This is a genomic window from Staphylococcus sp. SA22, from assembly GCF_054165785.1.
In genome coordinates, this window is record NZ_JBSZQY010000023.1 from 1 (window position 1) to 22,913 (window position 22,913).

Below are 22,913 nucleotides of genomic sequence, written 5' to 3' on the forward strand. Positions count from 1 at the left end.
TGCCCTTTTAGGGCTGGCCAGTAAGGAAGGCTTATAGCCGCAGAACAAACCACCCGTTCACACGGGTGGTTTTGATTAGTTTGTATTAATGTTTTTTTATGAAATGAAAGGCTAATAAATATATACGTTAACAGATTATGATGATATGAAGATTATTGATTTATTGCTGATAAAAATTACGTTTGAATGATGCTCGTATTTTTGAAGTAAGAAAAAGTTGTTTTTAAAATTACAACGAATTAAAAACAATGCCTTTTATATGTTGAAAGAGTATTGCAGATTAAATTATAATAATGACGAAGTGTAAAATTTAATGGGGGTTAATGTTCATGCGAAGACACGCGATAATTTTGGCAGCAGGTAAAGGCACAAGAATGAAATCTAAAAAGTATAAAGTGCTACACGAGGTTGCTGGGAAACCTATGGTCGAACATGTATTGGAAAGTGTGAAAGGCTCTGGTGTCGATCAAGTTGTAACCATCGTAGGACATGGTGCTGAAAGTGTAAAAGGACATTTAGGCGAGCGTTCTTTATACAGTTTTCAAGAGGAACAACTCGGTACTGCGCATGCAGTGCAAATGGCGAAATCACACTTAGAAGACAAGGAAGGTACGACGATCGTTGTATGTGGTGATACACCGCTCATCACAAAGGAAACATTAGAAACATTGATTGCGCATCACGAGGATGCTAATGCTCAAGCAACTGTATTATCTGCATCGATTCAACAACCATATGGATACGGAAGAATCGTTCGAAATGCGTCAGGTCGTTTAGAACGCATAGTTGAAGAGAAAGATGCAACGCAAGCTGAAAAGGATATTAATGAAATTAGTTCAGGTATTTTTGCGTTTAATAATAAAACGTTGTTTGAAAAATTAACACAAGTGAAAAATGATAATGCGCAAGGTGAATATTACCTCCCTGATGTATTGTCGTTAATTTTAAATGATGGCGGCATCGTAGAAGTCTATCGTACCAATGATGTTGAAGAAATCATGGGTGTAAATGATCGTGTAATGCTTAGTCAGGCTGAGAAGGCGATGCAACGTCGTACGAATCATTATCACATGTTAAATGGTGTGACAATCATCGATCCTGACAGCACTTTTATTGGTTCAGACGTTACAATTGGTAGTGATACAGTCATTGAACCAGGCGTACGAATTAACGGTCGTACAAAAATTGGTGAAGATGTTGTTATTGGTCAGTACTCTGAAATTAACAATAGTACGATTGAAAATGGTGCATGTATTCAACAGTCTGTTGTTAATGATGCTAGCGTAGGAGCGAATACTAAGGTCGGACCGTTTGCGCAATTGAGACCAGGCGCGCAATTAGGTTCAGATGTTAAGGTTGGAAATTTTGTAGAAATTAAAAAAGCAGATCTTAAAGATGGTGCCAAGGTTTCACATTTAAGTTATATTGGCGATGCTGTAATTGGCGAACGTACTAATATTGGTTGCGGAACGATTACAGTTAACTATGATGGTGAAAATAAATTTAAAACTATCGTCGGCAAAGATTCATTTGTAGGTTGCAATGTTAATTTAGTAGCACCTGTAACAATTGGTGATGATGTATTGGTGGCAGCTGGTTCCACAATCACAGATGACGTACCAAATGACAGTTTAGCTGTGGCAAGAGCAAGACAAACAACAAAAGAAGGATATAGGAAATAATCATTTACGTATTTAAAATGGCTAGGATAAAAGGATAATCCTATGTAATATTAATGTAATCTTTATGATTTAATGATTCGCATAGTAATGGAGTTACATTTTATATATAATAGTAATTGCGTAAGTAAATAATTGGAGGACTATAAATGTTAAATAATGAATATAAGAATTCGTCATTAAAGATTTTTTCATTGAAAGGAAACGAAGCATTAGCGCAAGAAGTTGCTGACCAAGTAGGAATTGAACTAGGTAAATGTTCAGTTAAACGTTTTAGTGATGGAGAAATTCAAATTAATATCGAAGAGAGTATTCGTGGTTGTGACGTATTTATTATTCAACCAACATCATATCCTGTAAATCTACATTTAATGGAATTATTAATTATGATTGATGCTTGTAAACGTGCTTCTGCAGCAACAATCAATATTGTAGTGCCATATTATGGATATGCAAGACAAGATAGAAAAGCCCGTAGCCGTGAGCCAATCACTGCTAAATTAGTTGCAAACTTAATCGAAACAGCTGGCGCAACTCGTATGATTGCGTTAGACTTACATGCACCACAAATTCAAGGATTCTTTGATATTCCAATTGACCACTTAATGGGTGTGCCAATTCTTGCTAAACATTTCAAAGATGATCCGAATATTAACCCAGAAGAATGTGTCGTTGTTTCACCAGACCATGGCGGTGTTACACGTGCACGTAAATTAGCTGACATTTTAAAAACTCCAATTGCAATTATAGATAAACGTCGCCCTAGACCAAATGTTGCTGAAGTGATGAACATTGTTGGTGAGATTGAAGGACGTACGGCAATTATTATTGACGATATTATTGATACAGCAGGTACAATCACTTTAGCTGCACAAGCATTAAAAGATAAAGGTGCTAAAGAAGTATATGCTTGTTGTACACACCCTGTTTTATCAGGACCGGCTAAAGAACGTATCGAAAATTCTGCTATAAAAGAATTAATCGTAACAAACTCAATTCATTTAGATGAAGATCGCAAACCATCTAACACTAAAGAATTATCTGTTGCTGGTTTAATCGCACAAGCTATCATTCGTGTATACGAAAGAGAATCAGTTAGCGTATTATTTGACTAATATTTAAAAGGTGTTTGACGAACATATTCCAAACGTGTATAATAGTTTCGTTCGTGATTATACGAATAAATAAACACTTGCAAGCAACGATTATGTTGATGGGTAAGTGAGGTGCTCGTTTTGAGCAAAAATGAAAGGTGGAAATGAGAATGGCTTCATTAAAGTCAATCATCCGTCAAGGTAAACAAACACGTTCAGATCTTAAACAATTAAGAAAATCTGGTAAAGTACCAGCAGTAGTATACGGTTACGGTACTAAAAACGTGTCAGTTAAAGTTGATGAAGTAGAATTCATCAAAGTTATCCGTGAAGTAGGTCGTAACGGTGTTATCGAATTAGGCGTTGGTTCTAAAACTATCAAAGTTATGGTTGCAGACTACCAATTCGATCCACTTAAAAACCAAATTACTCACATTGACTTCTTAGCAATCAATATGAGTGAAGAACGTACTGTTGAAGTACCAGTTCAATTAGTTGGTGAAGCAGTAGGCGCTAAAGAAGGCGGCGTAGTTGAACAACCATTATTCAACTTAGAAGTAACTGCTACTCCAGACAATATTCCAGAAGCAATCGAAGTAGACATTACTGAATTAAACATTAACGACAGCTTAACTGTTGCTGATGTTAAAGTAACTGGCGACTTCAAAATCGAAAACGATTCAGCTGAATCAGTAGTAACAGTAGTTGCTCCAACTGAAGAACCAACTGAAGAAGAAATCGAAGCTATGGAAGGCGAACAACAAACTGAAGAACCAGAAGTTGTTGGCGAAAGCAAAGAAGACGAAGAAAAAACTGAAGAGTAAGTTTAACTGATTACCATAAAGTTTTTATACTTTGTTAAACAAGCACTGTGCTTATTTTAATATAAGCATGGTGCTTTTTGTGTTATTATAAAGCTTAATTAAACTTTATTGCTTTGTACTAAAGTTAAATTAATTTTAGTGAGTAAAAGACATTAAACTCAACAATGATACATCATAAAAATTTTAATGTACTTGATTTTAAAATACATACTTACTAAGCTAAAGAATAATGATAATTGATGGCAATAGCGGAAAATAGATGTTGTCATTATAATAATAAATGAAATAATTATGTTGGAGGTAAACACGCATGAAATGTATTGTAGGTCTAGGTAATATAGGTAAACGTTTTGAACTTACAAGACATAATATCGGCTTTGAAGTCGTTGATTATATTTTAGAGAAAAATAATTTTTCATTAGATAAACAAAAGTTTAAAGGTGCATATACAATTGAACGAATGAACGGAGATAAAGTGTTATTTATCGAACCAATGACAATGATGAATTTGTCAGGTGAAGCAGTTGCACCGATTATGGATTATTACGATGTTAATCCAGAAGATTTAATTGTCTTATATGATGATTTAGATTTAGAACAAGGACAAGTTCGCTTAAGACAAAAAGGAAGTGCGGGCGGTCACAATGGTATGAAATCAATTATTAAAATGCTTGGTACAGACCAATTTAAACGTATTCGTATTGGTGTGGGAAGACCAACGAATGGTATGACGGTACCTGATTATGTTTTACAACGCTTTTCAAATGATGAAATGGTAACGATGGAAAAAGTTATCGAACACGCAGCACGCGCAATTGAAAAGTTTGTTGAAACATCACGATTTGACCATGTTATGAATGAATTTAATGGTGAAGTGAAATAATGACAATATTGACAACGCTTATAAAAGAAGATAATCTTTTTCAAGACCTTAATCAGGTATTTGGACAAGCAAACACACTAGTAACTGGTCTTTCCCCGTCAGCTAAAGTGACGATGATTGCTGAAAAATATGCACAAAGTAATCAACAGTTATTATTAATTACCAATAATTTATACCAAGCAGATAAATTAGAAACAGATTTACTTCAATTTGTAGATGCTGAAGAATTGTATAAGTATCCTGTGCAAGATATTATGACCGAAGAGTTTTCAACACAAAGCCCTCAACTGATGAGTGAACGTATTAGAACTTTAACTGCGTTAGCTCAAGGTAAGAAAGGGTTATTTATCGTTCCTTTAAATGGTTTGAAAAAGTGGTTAACTCCTGTTGAAATGTGGCAAAATCACCAAATGACATTGCGTGTTGGTGAGGATATCGATGTGGACCAATTTCTTAACAAATTAGTTAATATGGGGTACAAGCGGGAATCCGTGGTATCGCATATTGGTGAATTCTCATTGCGAGGAGGTATTATCGACATCTTTCCGCTAATTGGGGAACCAATCAGAATTGAGCTATTTGATACCGAAATTGATTCTATTCGGGATTTTGATGTTGAAACGCAGCGATCCAAAGATAATATTGAAGAAGTCGATATAACAACTGCAAGTGATTATATCATTACTGAAGAAGTGATTAGACATCTTAAAGAAGAGTTAAAAACTGCATATGAAAATACAAGACCCAAAATAGATAAATCAGTGCGCAATGATCTGAAAGAAACGTATGAAAGCTTTAAATTATTCGAAAGTACATACTTTGATCATCAAATACTACGTCGTTTAGTAGCGTTTATGTATGAAACACCTTCGACAATTATTGATTATTTCCAAAAAGATGCAATCATTGCGGTTGATGAATTTAATCGTATTAAAGAAACTGAAGAAAGTTTAACAGTAGAGTCTGATTCGTTTATTAGCAATATTATTGAAAGTGGTAATGGATTTATAGGACAAAGTTTTATAAAATATGATGATTTTGAAACATTGATTGAAGGCTATCCAGTCACTTATTTTTCATTATTCGCTACAACAATGCCGATAAAACTAAATCATATTATTAAATTTTCATGTAAACCTGTCCAACAATTTTATGGGCAATATGACATTATGCGTTCTGAATTTCAACGATTTGTTAACCAAAATTATCATATCGTGGTTTTGGTCGAAACCGAAACTAAAGTTGAACGTATGCAAGCGATGTTAAGTGAAATGCATATTCCATCAATAACAAAATTGCATCGCTCAATGTCATCGGGGCAAGCAGTGATTATTGAAGGCAGTTTATCTGAAGGATTTGAACTACCTGATATGGGATTAGTTGTCATTACTGAACGTGAGCTTTTTAAATCAAAACAGAAAAAGCAACGAAAACGTACGAAAGCTATCTCAAATGCTGAAAAAATTAAGTCTTACCAAGATTTAAATGTGGGAGATTATATTGTTCATGTGCATCATGGTGTTGGTAGATATTTAGGTGTTGAGACGCTCGAAGTAGGGCAAACACATCGTGATTATATTAAATTGCAATATAAAGGTACGGATCAACTATTTGTTCCAGTAGATCAAATGGATCAAGTTCAAAAATATGTAGCTTCGGAAGATAAGACGCCAAAATTAAATAAACTCGGTGGCAGTGAATGGAAAAAAACAAAAGCTAAAGTTCAACAAAGTGTTGAAGATATTGCTGAAGAGTTGATTGATTTATATAAAGAAAGAGAAATGGCAGAAGGTTATCAATATGGGGAAGACACAGCTGAGCAAACAACATTTGAATTAGATTTTCCATATGAACTTACGCCTGACCAAGCGAAATCTATCGATGAAATTAAAGATGACATGCAAAAATCGCGTCCAATGGATCGCTTGCTATGTGGTGATGTTGGTTATGGTAAAACCGAAGTTGCAGTGAGAGCAGCATTCAAAGCTGTAATGGAAGGCAAGCAGGTTGCATTTTTAGTTCCTACAACTATTTTAGCTCAGCAACATTATGAGACGTTAATTGAGCGTATGCAGGATTTTCCTGTTGAAATTCAATTAATGAGTCGTTTTAGAACGCCTAAAGAGATAAAACAAACTAAGGAAGGGCTTAAAACTGGGTTTGTTGACATAGTTGTTGGTACACACAAATTACTTAGTAAAGATATACAGTATAAAGATTTAGGGCTGTTGATTGTAGATGAAGAACAACGATTTGGTGTACGCCATAAAGAGCGTATTAAAACATTAAAACATAATGTAGATGTACTAACTTTGACTGCAACCCCAATACCTAGAACATTGCATATGAGTATGCTAGGTGTGCGCGATTTGTCAGTGATTGAAACGCCGCCAGAAAATCGTTTCCCAGTTCAAACATATGTATTAGAACAGAACATGAGTTTTATCAAAGAAGCTTTAGAAAGAGAACTATCTCGTGATGGCCAAGTATTTTATCTTTATAATAAAGTGCAATCCATTTATGAAAAACGAGAACAACTCCAGATGTTAATGCCAGATGCTAATATTGCAGTTGCTCATGGACAAATGACAGAGCGAGATTTAGAAGAAACGATGTTAAGTTTTATCAATAATGAATATGATATTTTAGTAACGACGACGATTATTGAAACAGGTGTCGATGTCCCAAATGCAAATACTTTGATCATTGAAGATGCAGATCGCTTTGGATTGAGTCAGTTGTATCAATTAAGAGGTCGTGTTGGTCGTTCAAGTCGTATTGGTTATGCATACTTCTTACATCCAGCAAATAAGGTACTAACTGAGACTGCAGAAGATCGATTACAAGCGATTAAAGAATTTACGGAGTTAGGCTCAGGATTTAAGATTGCGATGCGTGATTTGAACATTCGTGGTGCTGGTAATTTGTTAGGTAAACAACAGCACGGCTTTATTGATACAGTTGGATTTGATTTGTACAGTCAAATGTTAGAAGAAGCTGTAAATGAAAAACGTGGTATTAAGGAACAAGAATCTGAGGTGCCAGAAGTCGAAGTTGATTTAAACTTGGATGCATATTTGCCAACAGAATATATTGCAAATGAACAAGCTAAAATTGAAATCTATAAAAAGCTACGAAAAACTGAAACATTTGATCAAATTATCGACATTAAAGATGAATTAATTGATCGTTTCAATGATTATCCTGTTGAAGTAGCACGTTTGCTTGATATAGTGGAAATAAAAGTACACGCATTACATTCAGGTATCACGTTGATTAAAGATAAAGGGAAAATAATTGATATTCATTTATCTGTAAAAGCCACTGAAAATATTGATGGCGAAGTGCTTTTCAAAGCAACACAACCTTTAGGTAGAACAATGAAGGTTGGTGTTCAAAATAATGCAATGACAATTACTTTAACAAAACAAAATCAATGGCTTGATAGTTTGAAGTTCTTAGTTAAGTGCATTGAAGAAAGTATGAGAATCAGTGATGAAACATAAAGAAGCATTTAATGGCGTTGTCGTGTTAACTGCTGCATTAATTGTCATTAAAATTCTGAGTGCTGTATATCGAATTCCATATCAAAATATATTAGGCGATACAGGTTTGTATGCATATCAACAAGTGTATCCAATTGTAGCATTAGGAATGATATTATCGATGAATGCCATTCCTAGTGCAATTACACAAAATATAGGGAAGTATCATAGTGACGAAGCATATGCAAAAGCAGTCGCTTATATACAATTAGTTGGTATATTATTATTTATTGCTATTTTTGTGTTTGCGAACAATATTGCATATATGATGGGTGATAGCCATTTAACACCTATGATTCAAGCTGCAAGTTTAAGCTTTATATTTATAGGTATGCTTGGCGTGTTAAGAGGTTATTATCAATCTGCAAATAATATGACAGTTCCGGCTATTTCCCAGGTTATAGAACAAGTTATACGAGTAGGTATTATCATTGTTACTATTGTTATTTTTGTAGATAGAGGTTGGACGATATATGAAGCGGGAACAATTGCTATTTTAGCATCAACGATAGGTTTTTTAGGTTCTTCAATTTATTTAGTAGCGCACCGATCTTTTAAGTTTAAAATGGTAAATAACACTGCAAAGATCGTTTGGAAACAGTTCGCACTTTCGGTTTTGATTTTCGCTATCAGTCAATTAATCGTAATTTTATGGCAAGTGATTGATAGTGTTACTATTATTAAGTCACTTCAAGCGATACGCGTGCCATTCGATGTTGCCATAACTGAAAAAGGAGTCTATGACCGTGGTGCATCATTTATTCAGATGGGATTGATTGTAACTACAACATTTAGTTTTGCGCTCATTCCTCTGTTAAGTGACGCAATCAAAATGAATAATCAGGTACTTATGAATCGTTATGCAAATGCGTCATTAAAGATTACGATTTTAATAAGTACAGCAGCGGGAATAGGATTAATTAATTTATTGCCTTTAATGAACGGTGTATTTTTTAAGACGAATGATTTAACCTTAACATTAAGCGTTTATATGATTACGGTCATTTGTGTATCGTTAATTATGATGGATATGGCATTATTACAAGCTCAACATGCTGTGAGACCTATTTTTGTTGGTATGACGGCAGGATTGGTTATTAAATTTATACTTAATATCATTTTGATTCGGTTAAGTGGCATTATTGGTGCGAGCATTAGTACTGTTGTATCATTAATTATATTCGGTACGATTATCCATATTGCTGTCACGAGAAAATACCACTTACATGCGATGAGACGATTTTTTATCAATGTTGTTTTAGGTATGGTATTTATGTCAATTGTTGTTCAATGCGTGTTAAACATAGTGACAACACACGGTAGAATCACTGGACTCATTGAATTATTATGTGTAGCAGTATTAGGTATCATTGCATTGTTTTTCTATATTTTTAGATTTAATGTTTTGACATATAAAGAGTTAACTTATTTACCATTTGGTTCAAAGTTGTATCAAATTAAGAAAGGAAGACGTTGATGGCACATACCATTACGATTGTTGGCTTAGGAAACTATGGCATTGATGATTTGCCGCTAGGGATATATAAATTTTTAAAGACACAAGATAAAGTTTATGCAAGAACGTTAGATCATCCAGTTATAGAATCATTGCAAGATGAATTAACATTTCAGAGTTTTGACCATGTTTATGAAGCACATGACCAATTTGAAGATGTCTATAATGATATTGTGGCGCAATTGGTTGAAGCTGCTAATGAAAAAGATATTGTCTATGCGGTTCCGGGTCATCCTAGAGTTGCTGAGACAACTACAGTGAAATTACTGGCTTTAGCAAAAGACAATACTGATATAGATGTGAAAGTTTTAGGTGGGAAAAGCTTTATTGATGATGTTTTTGAAGCAGTTAATGTAGATCCAAATGATGGCTTCACACTGTTAGATGCGACATCATTACAAGAAGTAACACTTAATGTTAGAACGCATACATTGATTACGCAAGTTTATAGTGCAATGGTTGCTGCTAATTTGAAAATCACTTTAATGGAACGATATCCTGATGATTACCCTGTTCAAATTGTCACTGGTGCACGAAGCGATGGTGCGGATAACGTTGTGACATGCCCATTATATGAATTGGATCATGATGAAAATGCATTCAATAATTTGACGAGTGTATTCGTACCAAAAATCACAACACCGACATATTTGTATCATGACTTTGATTTTGCAACGGAAGTGATTGATACTTTAGTTGATGAAGATAAGGGTTGTCCATGGGATAAAGTGCAAACGCATGAAACGCTTAAACGTTATTTACTTGAAGAAACATTTGAATTGTTCGAAGCTATTGACAATGAAGATGATTGGCATATGATTGAAGAACTAGGAGATATTTTATTACAAGTGTTATTGCATACTAGTATTGGTAAAAAAGAAGGGTATATCGACATTAAAGAAGTGATTACAAGTCTTAATGCTAAAATGATTCGTAGACACCCACACATATTTGGTGATGCCAATGCTGAAACTATCGATGACTTAAAAGAAATTTGGTCTAAGGCGAAAGATGCTGAAGGTAAACAGCCAAGAGTTAAATTTGAAAAAGTATTTGCAGAGCATTTTTTAAATTTATATGAGAAGACGAAGGATAAGTCATTTGATGAGGCCGCGTTAAAGCAGTGGCTAGAAAAAGGGGAGAGTAATACATGAGATTAGATAAATATTTAAAAGTATCACGGTTAATAAAGCGACGTACGCTAGCAAAAGAAGTAAGTGATCAAGGTAGAATTACAATAAATGGTAATGTTGCTAAAGCTGGATCGGATGTTAAAGTTGAAGATGTGCTGACGATTCGCTTTGGTCAAAAATTAGTAACAGTTAAAGTAACTGCATTAAATGAACATGCATCTAAAGATAACGCGAAGGGCATGTATGAAATCATTGAAGAGCGTCGACTTGAAGAAGCGTAAATTGGAGGTGACAAGCAATGAAAAATAAAGTAGAACATATAGAAAATCAGTACACGTCGCAAGAGAACAAGAAAAAACAACGTCAAAAAATGAAAATGCGTGTTGTTCGTAGGCGTATTACAGTATTTGCGGGCGTATTACTTGCGATAATTGTTGTTTTATCAATCTTGCTTGTTGTCCAAAAACATCGCAATGATATTGATGCACAGGAGCGAAAAGCGAAAGAAGCACAGTTTCAAAAGCAACAAAATGAAGAAATTGCGTTAAAAGAAAAGTTGAATAATCTGAATGACAAAGATTATATTGAAAAAATTGCGCGTGATGATTATTACTTAAGCAACAAAGGTGAAGTGATTTTTAGGTTGCCAGAAGACAAAGATTCGTCTAGCTCAAAATCTTCGAAAAAATAAATCCAAATTGATTCAAAATTATCCGAGTATAGACATTGTGAAAAAATCCAAACAAGGATATAATAAGGGAAAATCGAATCAAATCGGGAGGATTTATTTAACATATGTCAATCGAAGTTGGAAATAAGCTTAAAGGTAAAGTCACTGGTATTAAAAAGTTTGGTGCATTCGTAGAATTACCTGAAGGAAAAAGTGGTTTAGTTCACATTAGTGAAGTCGCAGATAATTATGTTGAAAACGTAGAAGAGCACCTTTCTGTTGGTGATGAAGTAGACGTAAAAGTATTATCTATTGCTGATGATGGAAAAATTAGTCTTTCAATTAAGAAAGCTAAAGACCGTCCACGTAGACAACATACGAGTAAACCAAGTCATCAAAAACCAGTGCAAAAAGCCGAAGATTTTGAAAAGAAATTAAGCAATTTCTTAAAAGATAGTGAAGATAAATTAACTTCAATCAAACGTCAAACAGAATCTAGACGCGGTGGCAAAGGTTCTAGACGTTAATTAAAATAAATAAAGACTGTTTCGATAAGGAATATATTTAGAATGATGCGTATCGAATAATCGATTGCAGCGTTAGACAATCTAAGACTGTTTCTTAAATAAGGAGCAGTCTCTTTTATTTGTAATGATATAACTAAGACTTATACCATTTTTGAAAATTGTAAAAGTGAGGTGATGTTATGCAGTTAAATAGTAATGGTTGGCATGTTGATGACCATATTGTTGTCGCTGTTTCTACAGGTATTGATAGTATGTGTTTATTGTATCAACTACTAAATGATTATAAAGATAGTTACAGAAAACTAACATGTTTACATGTCAATCATGGCGTCAGGTCAGCTTCAATCGAGGAAGCCAGATTTTTAGAAGCATACTGCGAACGTCATCACATCGATTTACATATCAAAAAGTTGGATTTGTCGCATAGTCTCGACCGAAATAACAGCATTCAGAATGAAGCTCGAATTAAACGTTACGAATGGTTTGATGAAATGATGAATGTATTAGAAGCGGATGTATTGCTAACGGCGCATCATTTGGACGATCAATTAGAAACTATTATGTATCGCATTTTTAATGGGAAATCAACGCGTAATAAACTAGGATTTGATGAGTTATCGAAGCGAAAAGGTTATCAGATTTATCGACCACTTCTAGCTGTCTCTAAAAAAGAAATAAAACAATTCCAAGAGAGATATCATATACCATATTTTGAAGATGAATCTAATAAAGATAACAAATATGTTAGAAATGATATTCGTAATAGAATTATTCCAGCTATTGATGAAAATAATCAACTTAAAGTATCGCATTTATTAAAATTAAAACAATGGCATGATGAACAATATGATATTTTGCAATATTCAGCTAAACAATTTATTCAAGAATTTGTGAAGTTTGATGAACAGTCAAAATATTTAGAGGTTTCTAGACAAGCTTTTAATAACTTGCCAAACTCATTAAAGATGGTTGTGTTGGATTGCCTATTATCAAAGTATTATGAGTTGTTTAATATTAGTGCTAAAACATACGAAGAGTGGTTTAAACAATTTAGTAGTAAGAAAGCACAATTCAGTATTAATCTCACGGATAAATGGATAATTCAAATCGCATATGGTAAATTAATAATAATGGCTAAAAATAATGGCGATACATATTTTAGAGTTCAAACTATTGAAAAGCCAGGTAATTATATTTTTAACAAATATCGATTAGAGATACATTCTAATTTACCAAAATGTTTATTTCCGCTTACAGTGAGAACACGACAAAGTGGCGATGCATTTAAACTAAATGGGCGCGATGGTTATAAGAAAGTGAATCGCCTGTTTATAGATTGTAAAGTGCAACAGTGGGTTCGGGATCAAATGCCAATCATATTGGATAAACAACAGCGCATTATTGCGGTAGGAGATTTATATCAACAACAAACAATAAAACAATGGATTTTAATTAGTAAAAATGGAGATGAATAGCGTTATGCATAATGATTTGAAAGAAGTATTGTTAACTGAAGAAGATATTCAAAATATCTGTAAGGAATTGGGAGCACAATTAACAAAGGATTATCAAGGTAAACCATTAGTATGCGTGGGTATCTTAAAAGGCTCAGCAATGTTTATGTCAGATTTAATTAAACGAATTGATACCCATTTATCAATTGATTTCATGGATGTTTCTAGTTATCACGGAGGCACTGAGTCAACTGGTGAAGTTCAAATCATTAAAGATTTAGGTTCTTCTATTGAAAATAAAGACGTATTAATTATTGAAGATATCTTAGAGACTGGTACTACACTTAAGTCAATTACTGAATTATTACAATCTAGAAAAGTTAATTCATTAGAAATAGTTACTTTATTAGATAAACCAAACCGTCGTAAAGCGGACATTGAAGCTAAGTATGTAGGTAAAAAAATACCAGATGAATTTGTTGTTGGTTACGGTTTAGATTATCGTGAATTATACCGAAACTTACCATATATCGGCACGTTAAAACCCGAAGTGTATTCAAATTAATTTTTTAATCGATTTCAGTTATTATTACTATGCGTTTGAGAAATAATAGTGTAGACTCAAAAATATGAAAAATGTATTTCATATATATTTAATTTTAGGCAAGACATATGTCTTAAAAAGTTGAAAAATATAGAGATTGATAAAACTAACACAGGGTGTGAATGACATTGATGTTAAGCTCAATTACTAGCTTATAAAACATGTCATATGTTACAATTTTTGTTAGTTTTATTATGGGAAGTAGGAGGAAATGACGCATGCAGAAAGCTTTTCGCAATGTGCTAGTTATCGTAATAATAGGCGTTATTATTTTTGGTCTATTTTCATATTTAAACGGTAATGGAAATATGCCGAAACAGCTTACATATAATCAATTTACTGAGAAGTTGGAAAAAGGTGACCTTAAAACTTTAGAAATCCAACCACAACAAAATGTCTATATGGTAAGTGGTAAAACGAAAAATGATGAAGACTATTCATCAACTATTTTATATAACAACGAAAAAGAATTACAAAAAATTACTGATGCTGCTAAAAAGCAAAACGGTGTAAAATTAACGATTAAAGAAGAAGAAAAACAAAGTGTCTTTGTGAGTATACTTTCAACATTAATTCCAGTTGTAGTCATAGCGTTATTATTTATTTTCTTCCTAAGCCAAGCACAAGGTGGCGGTAGTGGCGGTCGTATGATGAACTTTGGTAAATCTAAAGCAAAAATGTACGATAATAATAAACGTCGTGTTCGTTTCTCTGATGTAGCAGGGGCAGATGAAGAAAAACAAGAATTAATTGAAATTGTTGATTTCTTGAAAGATAATAAAAAATTCAAAGAAATGGGATCTAGGATTCCTAAAGGTGTCTTACTTGTTGGACCTCCAGGTACTGGTAAAACATTACTTGCTAGAGCGGTTGCAGGTGAAGCAGGCGCACCATTCTTCTCTATTAGTGGTTCAGACTTTGTAGAGATGTTTGTTGGTGTTGGTGCGAGCCGTGTTCGTGACTTATTCGATAATGCTAAGAAAAACGCGCCTTGTATCATCTTTATCGATGAGATTGATGCTGTTGGTCGTCAACGTGGTGCAGGTGTTGGTGGCGGTCATGATGAACGTGAACAAACCCTAAACCAATTATTAGTTGAAATGGATGGATTCGGTGAAAATGAAGGTATCATTATGATAGCTGCTACAAACCGTCCTGATATCCTTGACCCAGCCTTATTACGTCCAGGTCGTTTTGATAGACAAATTCAAGTTGGTCGTCCAGATGTGAAAGGCCGTGAAGCAATTCTTCATGTTCATGCTAAAAATAAACCACTTGATGAAACGGTTGATTTAAAAGCAATTTCACAACGTACACCTGGTTTCTCAGGTGCTGATTTAGAGAACTTATTAAATGAAGCATCTTTAATTGCTGTACGTGAAGGTAAAAAGAAAATTGACATGAGAGATATCGAAGAGGCAACGGATAGAGTTATAGCCGGACCTGCTAAGAAATCTCGAGTTATTTCTAAGAAAGAACGTAATATTGTTGCTCATCACGAAGCTGGTCATACAATTATCGGTATGGTACTTGATGAGGCAGAAGTAGTGCATAAAGTTACTATTGTTCCACGTGGACAAGCAGGTGGTTATGCAATGATGCTACCTAAACAAGATCGTTTCTTAATGACTGAACAAGAGTTATTAGATAAAATCTGTGGTTTACTTGGTGGACGTGTATCAGAAGATATTAACTTTAACGAAGTATCAACAGGTGCTTCAAATGACTTCGAACGTGCAACACAAATCGCACGCTCAATGGTTACACAATATGGTATGAGTAAAAAATTAGGACCATTACAGTTCGGTCATAGCAATGGTCAAGTATTCTTAGGTAAAGATATGCAAGGTGAGCCTAATTATTCAAGCCAAATCGCATATGAAATTGATAAAGAAGTTCAACGAATCGTTAAAGAACAATACGAACGTTGTAAACAAATTTTATTAGAGCACAAAGAACAGTTAATTTTAATTGCTGAAACATTATTAACAGAAGAAACATTAGTTGCTGAACAAATTCAATCATTATTCTACGAAGGTAAATTACCTGAAATTGATTATGATGCAGCTAAAGTTGTTAAAGATGAAGATTCTGAATTTAATGATGGTAAATTCGGTAAATCTTATGAAGAGATTCGTAAAGAGCAATTAGAAGATGGACAACGTGACGAAAGTGAAGATCGTAAAGAAGAAAAAGATATTGCTGAGGATAAAAAAGAAGCTGATAAATCTGATGAAAAAGATGAACCAGCACATCGACAAGCCCCAAATATCGAAAAACCTTACGATCCAAATCACCCAGACAATAAATAATCGATTATATTCAGTACCTCTTTCTATGATAAAGTTATAGAAAGAGGTACTTTTTAGCATTTTAAATAATTAGAAAGTTGTTTATCAGTTTTATAGTAAGCGATAAAATCGTTGTACGATGAATTAACTATCAAACAAGTTGCTTCATTATTTAGAATGATGGGTGTAGAATAAGTACAATTGTTGCATTTTATGAAGTAAAGTAATTTTTAAAATATAGAGTAATAGAGGAGATTGAAATAATGACACACGATTATATTGTTAAAGCATTAGCATTTGATGGGGAGATTAGGGCTTATGCTGCTTTGACAACTGAAACTGTTCAAGAAGCACAAACGAGACATTATACATGGCCGACAGCATCTGCTGCAATGGGAAGAACAATGACAGCAACAGCTATGATGGGCGCAATGTTGAAAGGTGATCAAAAATTAACTGTCACTGTAGATGGCCAAGGACCTATTGGACGAATTATTGCCGATGCAAATGCTAAAGGCGAGGTGCGTGCTTATGTAGACCATCCACAAACTCATTTTCCATTAAATGAGCAAGGTAAACTTGATGTAAGACGAGCAGTAGGGACAAATGGATCTATTATGGTTGTTAAAGATGTTGGAATGAAAGACTATTTCTCTGGAGCAAGTCCAATTGTTTCAGGAGAACTTGGTGAAGATTTTACTTATTATTATGCTACAAGTGAACAAACACCTTCATCGGTAGGTCTTGGTGTATTGGTAAATCCTGATAATACGATTAAAGCAGCAGGAGGATTTATCATTCAAGTTATGCCAGGTGCCAAAGATGAAACAATTTCAAAATTAGAAAAAGCAATTAGTGAAATGACACCAGTTTCTAAATTAATTGAACAAGGATTAACGCCAGAAGGATTACTAAACGAAATCTTAGGTGAAGACCATGTGCAAATTTTAGAGAAAATGCCTGTTCAATTTGAATGTAATTGTAGTCATGAGAAATTTTTAAATGCTATTAAAGGATTGGGCGAGGCTGAGATTCAAAATATGATTAAAGAAGATCATGGTGCTGAAGCAGTATGTCATTTCTGTGGAAATAAATATAAATATACTGAAGAAGAATTAAACGTGTTGCTAGAAAGTTTAGCGTAATTTAATTTAAATCAATACGCTAAAATGTTTATTTTTAGCGGTTTAGTGAAATGTAGAACTAAATAGTTGTATAATCCTTAGTGATTTTGTTTGCTTTCTAGAATTTATTTGATAAAATAATTCTATATCCGATAAATAAACTAAGATTTCAACAACTAACTAAAAAGGAGTGTTCTTAATGGCACAAAAACCAGTAGATAATATTACTCAAATTATTGGCGGTACACCGGTAGTCAAATTGAGAAATGTAGTAGATGACAATGCAGCAGATGTTTATGTAAAATTGGAATATCAAAATCCAGGTGGTTCTGTAAAAGATAGAATTGCTTTAGCAATGATTGAAAAAGCAGAGCGAGAAGGCAAAATTAAACCTGGCGATACAATTGTAGAACCAACAAGTGGTAATACAGGTATCGGTTTAGCATTTGTATGTGCTGCTAAAGGATATAAAGCAGTATTTACTATGCCCGAAACAATGAGCCAAGAGCGTCGTAATTTATTAAAAGCATACGGTGCGGAATTAGTTTTAACGCCTGGATCAGAAGCGATGAAAGGTGCAATTAAAAAAGCTAAAGAATTAAAAGAAGAACATGGTTACTTCGAGCCACAACAATTTGAAAACCCTGCGAACCCTGAAGTTCATGAGTTAACTACAGGTCCTGAGTTATTACAACAATTTGAAGGGAAAACTATCGATGCGTTCCTAGCTGGTGTTGGTACTGGTGGTACGTTATCTGGTGTAGGTAAAGTTCTGAAAAAAGAATATCCTAACATCGAAATTGTTGCTATAGAGCCTGAGGCTTCTCCAGTATTGAGCGGTGGTGAGCCAGGTCCACATAAATTACAAGGTTTAGGTGCTGGATTTATTCCAGGTACTTTGAATACAGAAATCTATGACAGTATTATTAAAGTAGGAAATGATACAGCGATGGAAATGTCTCGTCGAGTTGCTAAAGAGGAAGGTATTTTAGCAGGTATTTCATCAGGTGCTGCGATTTATGCTGCCATTCAAAAAGCAAAAGAATTAGGAAAAGGTAAAACAGTAGTAACAGTATTGCCAAGTAATGGTGAGCGCTACTTATCAACACCTTTATATTCATTCGATGACTAATTAATGTCATTTAAAAGAGTGAGTTATCTTTTTGAGATAACTTGCTCTTTTTTTCTACCATGTATAATTTTAAAAATATGAGCGTTAAATTAAACATTTTTCTGATAAAAACATCCAGTGAATGATAAGATAATAAACGTACATACTAATAACTAGTAAATCGCAGAAGTAAATTTTATTAGAGTTAAACAATACATGATTAAAGGATGGTTAACATGACTAAAACAAAAATTATGGGCATATTAAACGTCACACCTGATTCATTCTCAGATGGTGGAAAATTTAATAATGTTGAATCAGCAGTAACTAGAGTGAAAGCGATGATGGATGAAGGTGCTGACATTATAGATGTTGGAGGTGTTTCAACGAGACCCGGCCATGAAATGGTTTCATTAGAAGAAGAGCTGAACAGAGTATTACCTGTTGTTGAGGCTATTGTCGGTTTTGATGTGAAAATTTCAGTCGATACATTTCGAAGTGAGGTTGCTGAAGCTTGTTTAAAGCTAGGTGTTGATATTATTAATGATCAATGGGCGGGGCTGTATGATCATCATATGTTCCAAGTTGTAGCCAACTACGATGCGGAAATTGTTTTAATGCATAATGGCAATGGCGAACGTGAGGAACCAGTTGTTGAAGAAATGTTGACATCTTTACTTGCACAAGCCCATCAAGCTAAAATGTCAGGTGTTTCAGTAGATAAAATTTGGCTAGATCCGGGAATTGGTTTTGCCAAGACAAGAGAAGAGGAAGCTGAAGTAATGGCAAGGCTGGATGAACTTGTGGCCACAGGGTATCCAGTTTTATTAGCGACAAGCCGGAAACGTTTCACTAAAGAGATGATGGGTTATGATACAACACCGGTTGAAAGGGATGAAGTGACTGCTGCAACGACAGCGTATGGTATTATGAAGGGTGTTAAAGCAGTACGCGTACATAATGTTGCGTTAAATGCTAAATTAGCTAAAGGTATAGATTTTTTAAAGGAGAATGAAAATGCAAGACACAATCTTTCTTAAAGGTATGCGCTTTTATGGATATCATGGTGCTTTATCGGCTGAAAATGAAATAGGGCAAATTTTTAAAGTGGATGTAACTTTGAAAGTAGACTTAGCTGAAGCTGGTCGTACTGATAATGTTATTGATACAGTTCATTATGGTGAAGTGTTCGAAGAGGTTAAATCAATTATGGAAGGTAAGGCCGTTAATTTACTTGAGCATCTAGCTGAACGTATTGCAAATCGTATAAATTCACAATATAATCGTGTAATGGAAACGAAAGTGAGAATCACTAAAGAAAACCCACCGATTCCGGGTCATTATGATGGAGTAGGTATCGAAATAGTGAGGGAGAATAAATGATTCAAGCATACTTAGGATTAGGTAGTAATATTGGTGATAGAGAAAGCCAGTTAAACGATGCTATAAAGATTTTGAATGAATATGATGGTATTAACGTATCTAATATTTCTCCGATTTATGAAACAGCACCAGTTGGGTATACTGAGCAACCTAACTTTTTAAATTTGTGTGTTGAAATTCAAACAACACTCACAGTATTACAACTGTTGGAATGTTGTTTGAAGACAGAAGAATGTTTACACCGTGTTAGAAAGGAACGATGGGGTCCTAGAACTTTAGATGTGGATATCTTGTTGTATGGAGAAGAAATGATAGATTTACCAAAACTGTCGGTGCCACATCCGAGAATGAATGAACGTGCATTTGTTTTAATCCCATTAAATGATATAGCAGCAAATGTCATAGAACCACGTTCGAAATTGAAAGTGAAAGATTTAGTTTTTGTCGATGACAGTGTAAAGAGATATAAATAATGTATTGTTGAGAACATTCATATTTATTGGGAATAGATGATTGATTATTGGAGATGTTTCCGCATTTTGATTATCTCTAAATGCATTTGATTTCGAATTAGTATATGATGATTTAGTATGTGTTAGAATTAAGTTATTTCATAAAATCAAAGTAAACAATATTTGATAAATTGCTGTAATTTATTTGGGCTTTTGTTGAAGTTTGTGGAAGAAAATTTTATACATTTACTCAGGGTTGTATTAATGATAATCGTATTTTAAATGAATAAGTAATTCATAAACGAAAACAGAAATAGCTTTATTACATTTACAACCTCTTGTAAAATTAAAAAAGTGATAAAATTGATGTTATGAATATAAGAAAACATGCTACATCATAACTTTAAGGTGTAATGGTTAATGATAAAGTATTAGAAACATCGAAAGAGATGTATGTTGAGCAAAAATGTCTGATATTTTATAAAACTTTAAAGGAAAATGTTTGAGTGTACCAGTTGGAATACTAAAGGATTACAACAAGTTAAAGGAGAGAAAGTTATGTCAGAAGAAATGAATGACCAAATGTTGGTTCGACGTCAAAAATTACAAGAATTATATGATCTTGGTATAGACCCGTTTGGTTCTAAATTTGACCGTTCAGGTTTATCTAGTGATTTGAAAGAAGAGTGGGACCAGTATTCTAAAGAAGAATTGGTAGAAAAAGAAGCGGATAGTCATGTCGCTATAGCTGGACGATTAATGACTAAGCGTGGTAAAGGTAAAGCAGGATTTGCACACGTTCAGGACTTAGCTGGACAAATTCAAATTTACGTTCGTAAAGATCAAGTTGGTGATAACGAATTTGATTTATGGAAAAATGCTGATTTAGGCGATATCGTTGGTGTTGAAGGTGTAATGTTCAAAACAAATACTGGCGAATTATCGGTTAAAGCGAAGAAATTCACGCTACTAACTAAATCATTGCGACCATTACCGGATAAATTCCACGGTTTACAGGATATTGAACAGAGATATCGTCAAAGATATTTAGATTTAATTACGAACGAAGATAGCACTCGTACATTTATTAATCGTAGTAAAATCATTCAAGAAATGCGTAATTATTTAAATAATAAAGGTTTCTTGGAAGTAGAAACACCTATGATGCACCAAATTGCTGGTGGCGCAGCTGCTAGACCATTTGTAACACATCATAATGCATTAGATGCAACGTTATACATGCGTATTGCTATTGAGTTGCATTTGAAACGTTTAATTGTCGGTGGACTTGAAAAAGTATATGAAATTGGTAGAGTATTCCGTAATGAAGGTGTATCAACTAGACATAACCCTGAATTCACAATGATTGAATTATATGAAGCATATGCAGATTATCATGACATTATGGATTTAACAGAATCTATGGTGAGACATATTGCCAATGAAGTATTAGGTTCTGCAAAAGTACAATATAATGGGGAAACGATTGATTTAGAATCTGCATGGACTCGTTTGCATATTGTTGATGCTGTAAAAGAAGCTACTGGTGTAGATTTTTATGAAGTTAAAAGTGATGAAGAAGCTAAAGCTTTAGCTAAAGAACATGGTATTGAAATTAAAGATACAATGAAATATGGTCATATTTTAAATGAATTCTTTGAGCAAAAAGTTGAAGAAACACTTATTCAGCCAACGTTTATCTATGGTCATCCGACTGAAATTTCACCTTTAGCGAAGAAAAATCCTGAAGATCCTAGATTTACTGATCGTTTCGAATTGTTCATTGTAGGTAGAGAGCATGCAAATGCATTTACTGAATTAAATGATCCTATTGATCAAAAAGGTCGTTTTGAAGCGCAACTTGTTGAAAAAGCGCAAGGTAATGATGAAGCGCATGAAATGGATGAAGATTACATTGAAGCGTTAGAATATGGTATGCCTCCGACAGGTGGTCTTGGTATCGGTATTGACAGATTAGTTATGTTATTAACTGACTCTCCATCAATCAGAGACGTATTATTATTCCCTTATATGAGACAAAAATAAATGACGTTGATTGTTAGTAAGAGCTCTCGTGTATACAACATGTGTATGCGAGGGTTTTCTTAATTATGGTAATTAGTTCGTGTTTGAATGTTTTTGATAGTAATAGTTAACGATAATGGTGCTATTTTTGACTGTTAAACAAGGTAGTTAGCTGATAGATGAAAATGACGATACGTATATAGAGTAGTTCTGATGAGAAATGTTAATGATAGACATTGAGATATCTTATAACAAAAATTGCTATATTAGTATAATTTATCTTAATAAGCTATAAAAGTACTTTAAAATTGTATAGAATGTGTATGGTTTTGTACATATGTGTATGATAGAATACTAAAAGTGTTGTGAATTAGAGAGCACGAGAAATGTCAGTTTTGAAGAATAAAAAAGTTGATTAAAAGTGTTGACTTTATCAATTGAATGAAGTAATATATAAAAGTCGTCAAAAACAGACGAAACACACTAAAAGCTGGTGTGACAAAGTTCACAACAAAGTGTAAAATTAACTATTGCACCTTATTAATTAAGCGTGTATCATAAATAAGTAAGTTATTTTGTCTGGTGACTATAGCAAGGA

Annotated in this window: 20 protein-coding genes and 1 pseudogene; all 21 read left to right on the forward strand. The window is 33.8% G+C overall.

The window, feature by feature from the left end; all coding sequences use genetic code 11:
* Positions 1–182: 182 nt before the first annotated feature.
* The 21 genes and pseudogenes from ACXQH5_RS13035 (at position 183) to lysS (ending at position 22,336) form a co-directional block, all read left to right on the forward strand.
* Positions 183–307 (forward strand): annotated as a pseudogene (locus ACXQH5_RS13035) (hypothetical protein).
* Between the two features lie 22 nt (positions 308–329).
* Entirely contained in the window at positions 330–1,682 is a 1,353-nt protein-coding gene (glmU, locus tag ACXQH5_RS13040) for a bifunctional UDP-N-acetylglucosamine diphosphorylase/glucosamine-1-phosphate N-acetyltransferase GlmU (RefSeq protein ID WP_001252528.1), read from the forward strand.
* Positions 1,683–1,828: 146 nt separating this feature from the next.
* Positions 1,829–2,794: a ribose-phosphate diphosphokinase gene (locus ACXQH5_RS13045; RefSeq protein ID WP_000933774.1), complete on the forward strand. Its 966-nt coding sequence runs from the start codon at positions 1,829–1,831 to the stop codon at positions 2,792–2,794.
* Positions 2,795–2,943: 149 nt separating this feature from the next.
* Positions 2,944–3,597 carry a 50S ribosomal protein L25/general stress protein Ctc gene (locus tag ACXQH5_RS13050; RefSeq protein ID WP_000157650.1) on the forward strand — a complete coding sequence of 218 codons (654 nt, stop codon included), beginning with the start codon at positions 2,944–2,946 and terminating at the stop codon, positions 3,595–3,597.
* Positions 3,598–3,907: 310 nt separating this feature from the next.
* A complete protein-coding gene (gene pth / locus ACXQH5_RS13055) occupies positions 3,908–4,480 on the forward strand; it encodes an aminoacyl-tRNA hydrolase (protein WP_000649787.1) in 573 nt (190 codons plus the stop codon).
* Complete coding sequence (mfd, locus tag ACXQH5_RS13060; RefSeq protein WP_000154247.1) at positions 4,480–7,986, forward strand: transcription-repair coupling factor; 3,507 nt, start codon at positions 4,480–4,482, stop codon at positions 7,984–7,986. Before pth ends, mfd begins: the two co-directional genes overlap by 1 nt.
* A complete protein-coding gene (locus ACXQH5_RS13065; protein ID WP_057504535.1) occupies positions 7,976–9,502 on the forward strand; it encodes a polysaccharide biosynthesis protein in 1,527 nt (508 codons plus the stop codon). Before mfd ends, ACXQH5_RS13065 begins: the two co-directional genes overlap by 11 nt.
* Positions 9,502–10,695: a MazG nucleotide pyrophosphohydrolase domain-containing protein gene (locus tag ACXQH5_RS13070; RefSeq protein ID WP_000951445.1), complete on the forward strand. Its 1,194-nt coding sequence runs from the start codon at positions 9,502–9,504 to the stop codon at positions 10,693–10,695. Before ACXQH5_RS13065 ends, ACXQH5_RS13070 begins: the two co-directional genes overlap by 1 nt.
* Complete coding sequence (locus ACXQH5_RS13075; protein WP_001234988.1) at positions 10,692–10,955, forward strand: RNA-binding S4 domain-containing protein; 264 nt, start codon at positions 10,692–10,694, stop codon at positions 10,953–10,955. The genes ACXQH5_RS13070 and ACXQH5_RS13075 overlap by 4 nt, the downstream gene beginning before the upstream one ends.
* A gap of 17 nt (positions 10,956–10,972) precedes the next feature.
* Positions 10,973–11,365: a cell division protein DivIC gene (gene divIC / locus ACXQH5_RS13080; RefSeq protein ID WP_000792417.1), complete on the forward strand. Its 393-nt coding sequence runs from the start codon at positions 10,973–10,975 to the stop codon at positions 11,363–11,365.
* 104 nt (positions 11,366–11,469) lie between these two features.
* On the forward strand, positions 11,470–11,871 hold the full coding sequence (locus ACXQH5_RS13085; RefSeq protein ID WP_000021445.1) for a S1 domain-containing RNA-binding protein: 402 nt from the start codon (positions 11,470–11,472) through the stop codon (positions 11,869–11,871).
* A gap of 179 nt (positions 11,872–12,050) precedes the next feature.
* Positions 12,051–13,346 carry a tRNA lysidine(34) synthetase TilS gene (tilS, locus tag ACXQH5_RS13090; RefSeq protein WP_001176711.1) on the forward strand — a complete coding sequence of 432 codons (1,296 nt, stop codon included), beginning with the start codon at positions 12,051–12,053 and terminating at the stop codon, positions 13,344–13,346.
* Between the two features lie 4 nt (positions 13,347–13,350).
* On the forward strand, positions 13,351–13,890 hold the full coding sequence (gene hpt / locus ACXQH5_RS13095) for a hypoxanthine phosphoribosyltransferase (RefSeq protein ID WP_000551283.1): 540 nt from the start codon (positions 13,351–13,353) through the stop codon (positions 13,888–13,890).
* Between the two features lie 257 nt (positions 13,891–14,147).
* Positions 14,148–16,241 (forward strand): ATP-dependent zinc metalloprotease FtsH, encoded by a 2,094-nt coding sequence (gene ftsH, locus ACXQH5_RS13100; RefSeq protein ID WP_001167888.1) that lies wholly within the window; start codon positions 14,148–14,150, stop codon positions 16,239–16,241.
* A 242-nt stretch (positions 16,242–16,483) separates the two neighbouring features.
* Complete coding sequence (gene hslO, locus ACXQH5_RS13105) at positions 16,484–17,365, forward strand: Hsp33 family molecular chaperone HslO (RefSeq protein ID WP_000148605.1); 882 nt, start codon at positions 16,484–16,486, stop codon at positions 17,363–17,365.
* A 178-nt stretch (positions 17,366–17,543) separates the two neighbouring features.
* A complete protein-coding gene (gene cysK, locus ACXQH5_RS13110; RefSeq protein WP_000057594.1) occupies positions 17,544–18,476 on the forward strand; it encodes a cysteine synthase A in 933 nt (310 codons plus the stop codon).
* A gap of 215 nt (positions 18,477–18,691) precedes the next feature.
* The gene (folP, locus tag ACXQH5_RS13115; protein WP_000167940.1) at positions 18,692–19,495 is read left to right on the forward strand and encodes a dihydropteroate synthase; all 804 of its coding nucleotides are present in this window, start codon (positions 18,692–18,694) and stop codon (positions 19,493–19,495) included.
* Positions 19,473–19,838 carry a dihydroneopterin aldolase gene (folB, locus tag ACXQH5_RS13120; protein WP_001154302.1) on the forward strand — a complete coding sequence of 122 codons (366 nt, stop codon included), beginning with the start codon at positions 19,473–19,475 and terminating at the stop codon, positions 19,836–19,838. Before folP ends, folB begins: the two co-directional genes overlap by 23 nt.
* Positions 19,835–20,311 carry a 2-amino-4-hydroxy-6-hydroxymethyldihydropteridine diphosphokinase gene (folK, locus tag ACXQH5_RS13125; RefSeq protein ID WP_000613718.1) on the forward strand — a complete coding sequence of 159 codons (477 nt, stop codon included), beginning with the start codon at positions 19,835–19,837 and terminating at the stop codon, positions 20,309–20,311. The genes folB and folK overlap by 4 nt, the downstream gene beginning before the upstream one ends.
* Before the next feature lie 392 nt (positions 20,312–20,703).
* A complete protein-coding gene (locus tag ACXQH5_RS13130) occupies positions 20,704–20,796 on the forward strand; it encodes a hypothetical protein (protein ID WP_001790128.1) in 93 nt (30 codons plus the stop codon).
* A gap of 52 nt (positions 20,797–20,848) precedes the next feature.
* A complete protein-coding gene (gene lysS, locus ACXQH5_RS13135) occupies positions 20,849–22,336 on the forward strand; it encodes a lysine--tRNA ligase (protein ID WP_001288207.1) in 1,488 nt (495 codons plus the stop codon).
* The last annotated feature ends 577 nt before the right edge of the window (positions 22,337–22,913 follow it).

What these genes read in the sequence shown, in the direction of transcription:
- glmU (WP_001252528.1), top strand. Translation starts at nt 330, where the DNA reads ATGCGAAGACACGCGATAATTTTGGCAGCAGGTAAAGGCACAAGAATG.
- ACXQH5_RS13045 (WP_000933774.1), top strand. Translation starts at nt 1,829, where the DNA reads ATGTTAAATAATGAATATAAGAATTCGTCATTAAAGATTTTTTCATTG.
- ACXQH5_RS13050 (WP_000157650.1), top strand. Translation starts at nt 2,944, where the DNA reads ATGGCTTCATTAAAGTCAATCATCCGTCAAGGTAAACAAACACGTTCA.
- pth (WP_000649787.1), top strand. Translation starts at nt 3,908, where the DNA reads ATGAAATGTATTGTAGGTCTAGGTAATATAGGTAAACGTTTTGAACTT.
- mfd (WP_000154247.1), top strand. Translation starts at nt 4,480, where the DNA reads ATGACAATATTGACAACGCTTATAAAAGAAGATAATCTTTTTCAAGAC.
- ACXQH5_RS13065 (WP_057504535.1), top strand. Translation starts at nt 7,976, where the DNA reads ATGAAACATAAAGAAGCATTTAATGGCGTTGTCGTGTTAACTGCTGCA.
- ACXQH5_RS13070 (WP_000951445.1), top strand. Translation starts at nt 9,502, where the DNA reads ATGGCACATACCATTACGATTGTTGGCTTAGGAAACTATGGCATTGAT.
- ACXQH5_RS13075 (WP_001234988.1), top strand. Translation starts at nt 10,692, where the DNA reads ATGAGATTAGATAAATATTTAAAAGTATCACGGTTAATAAAGCGACGT.
- divIC (WP_000792417.1), top strand. Translation starts at nt 10,973, where the DNA reads ATGAAAAATAAAGTAGAACATATAGAAAATCAGTACACGTCGCAAGAG.
- ACXQH5_RS13085 (WP_000021445.1), top strand. Translation starts at nt 11,470, where the DNA reads ATGTCAATCGAAGTTGGAAATAAGCTTAAAGGTAAAGTCACTGGTATT.
- tilS (WP_001176711.1), top strand. Translation starts at nt 12,051, where the DNA reads ATGCAGTTAAATAGTAATGGTTGGCATGTTGATGACCATATTGTTGTC.
- hpt (WP_000551283.1), top strand. Translation starts at nt 13,351, where the DNA reads ATGCATAATGATTTGAAAGAAGTATTGTTAACTGAAGAAGATATTCAA.
- ftsH (WP_001167888.1), top strand. Translation starts at nt 14,148, where the DNA reads ATGCAGAAAGCTTTTCGCAATGTGCTAGTTATCGTAATAATAGGCGTT.
- hslO (WP_000148605.1), top strand. Translation starts at nt 16,484, where the DNA reads ATGACACACGATTATATTGTTAAAGCATTAGCATTTGATGGGGAGATT.
- cysK (WP_000057594.1), top strand. Translation starts at nt 17,544, where the DNA reads ATGGCACAAAAACCAGTAGATAATATTACTCAAATTATTGGCGGTACA.
- folP (WP_000167940.1), top strand. Translation starts at nt 18,692, where the DNA reads ATGACTAAAACAAAAATTATGGGCATATTAAACGTCACACCTGATTCA.
- folB (WP_001154302.1), top strand. Translation starts at nt 19,473, where the DNA reads ATGCAAGACACAATCTTTCTTAAAGGTATGCGCTTTTATGGATATCAT.
- folK (WP_000613718.1), top strand. Translation starts at nt 19,835, where the DNA reads ATGATTCAAGCATACTTAGGATTAGGTAGTAATATTGGTGATAGAGAA.
- ACXQH5_RS13130 (WP_001790128.1), top strand. Translation starts at nt 20,704, where the DNA reads ATGGTTAATGATAAAGTATTAGAAACATCGAAAGAGATGTATGTTGAG.
- lysS (WP_001288207.1), top strand. Translation starts at nt 20,849, where the DNA reads ATGTCAGAAGAAATGAATGACCAAATGTTGGTTCGACGTCAAAAATTA.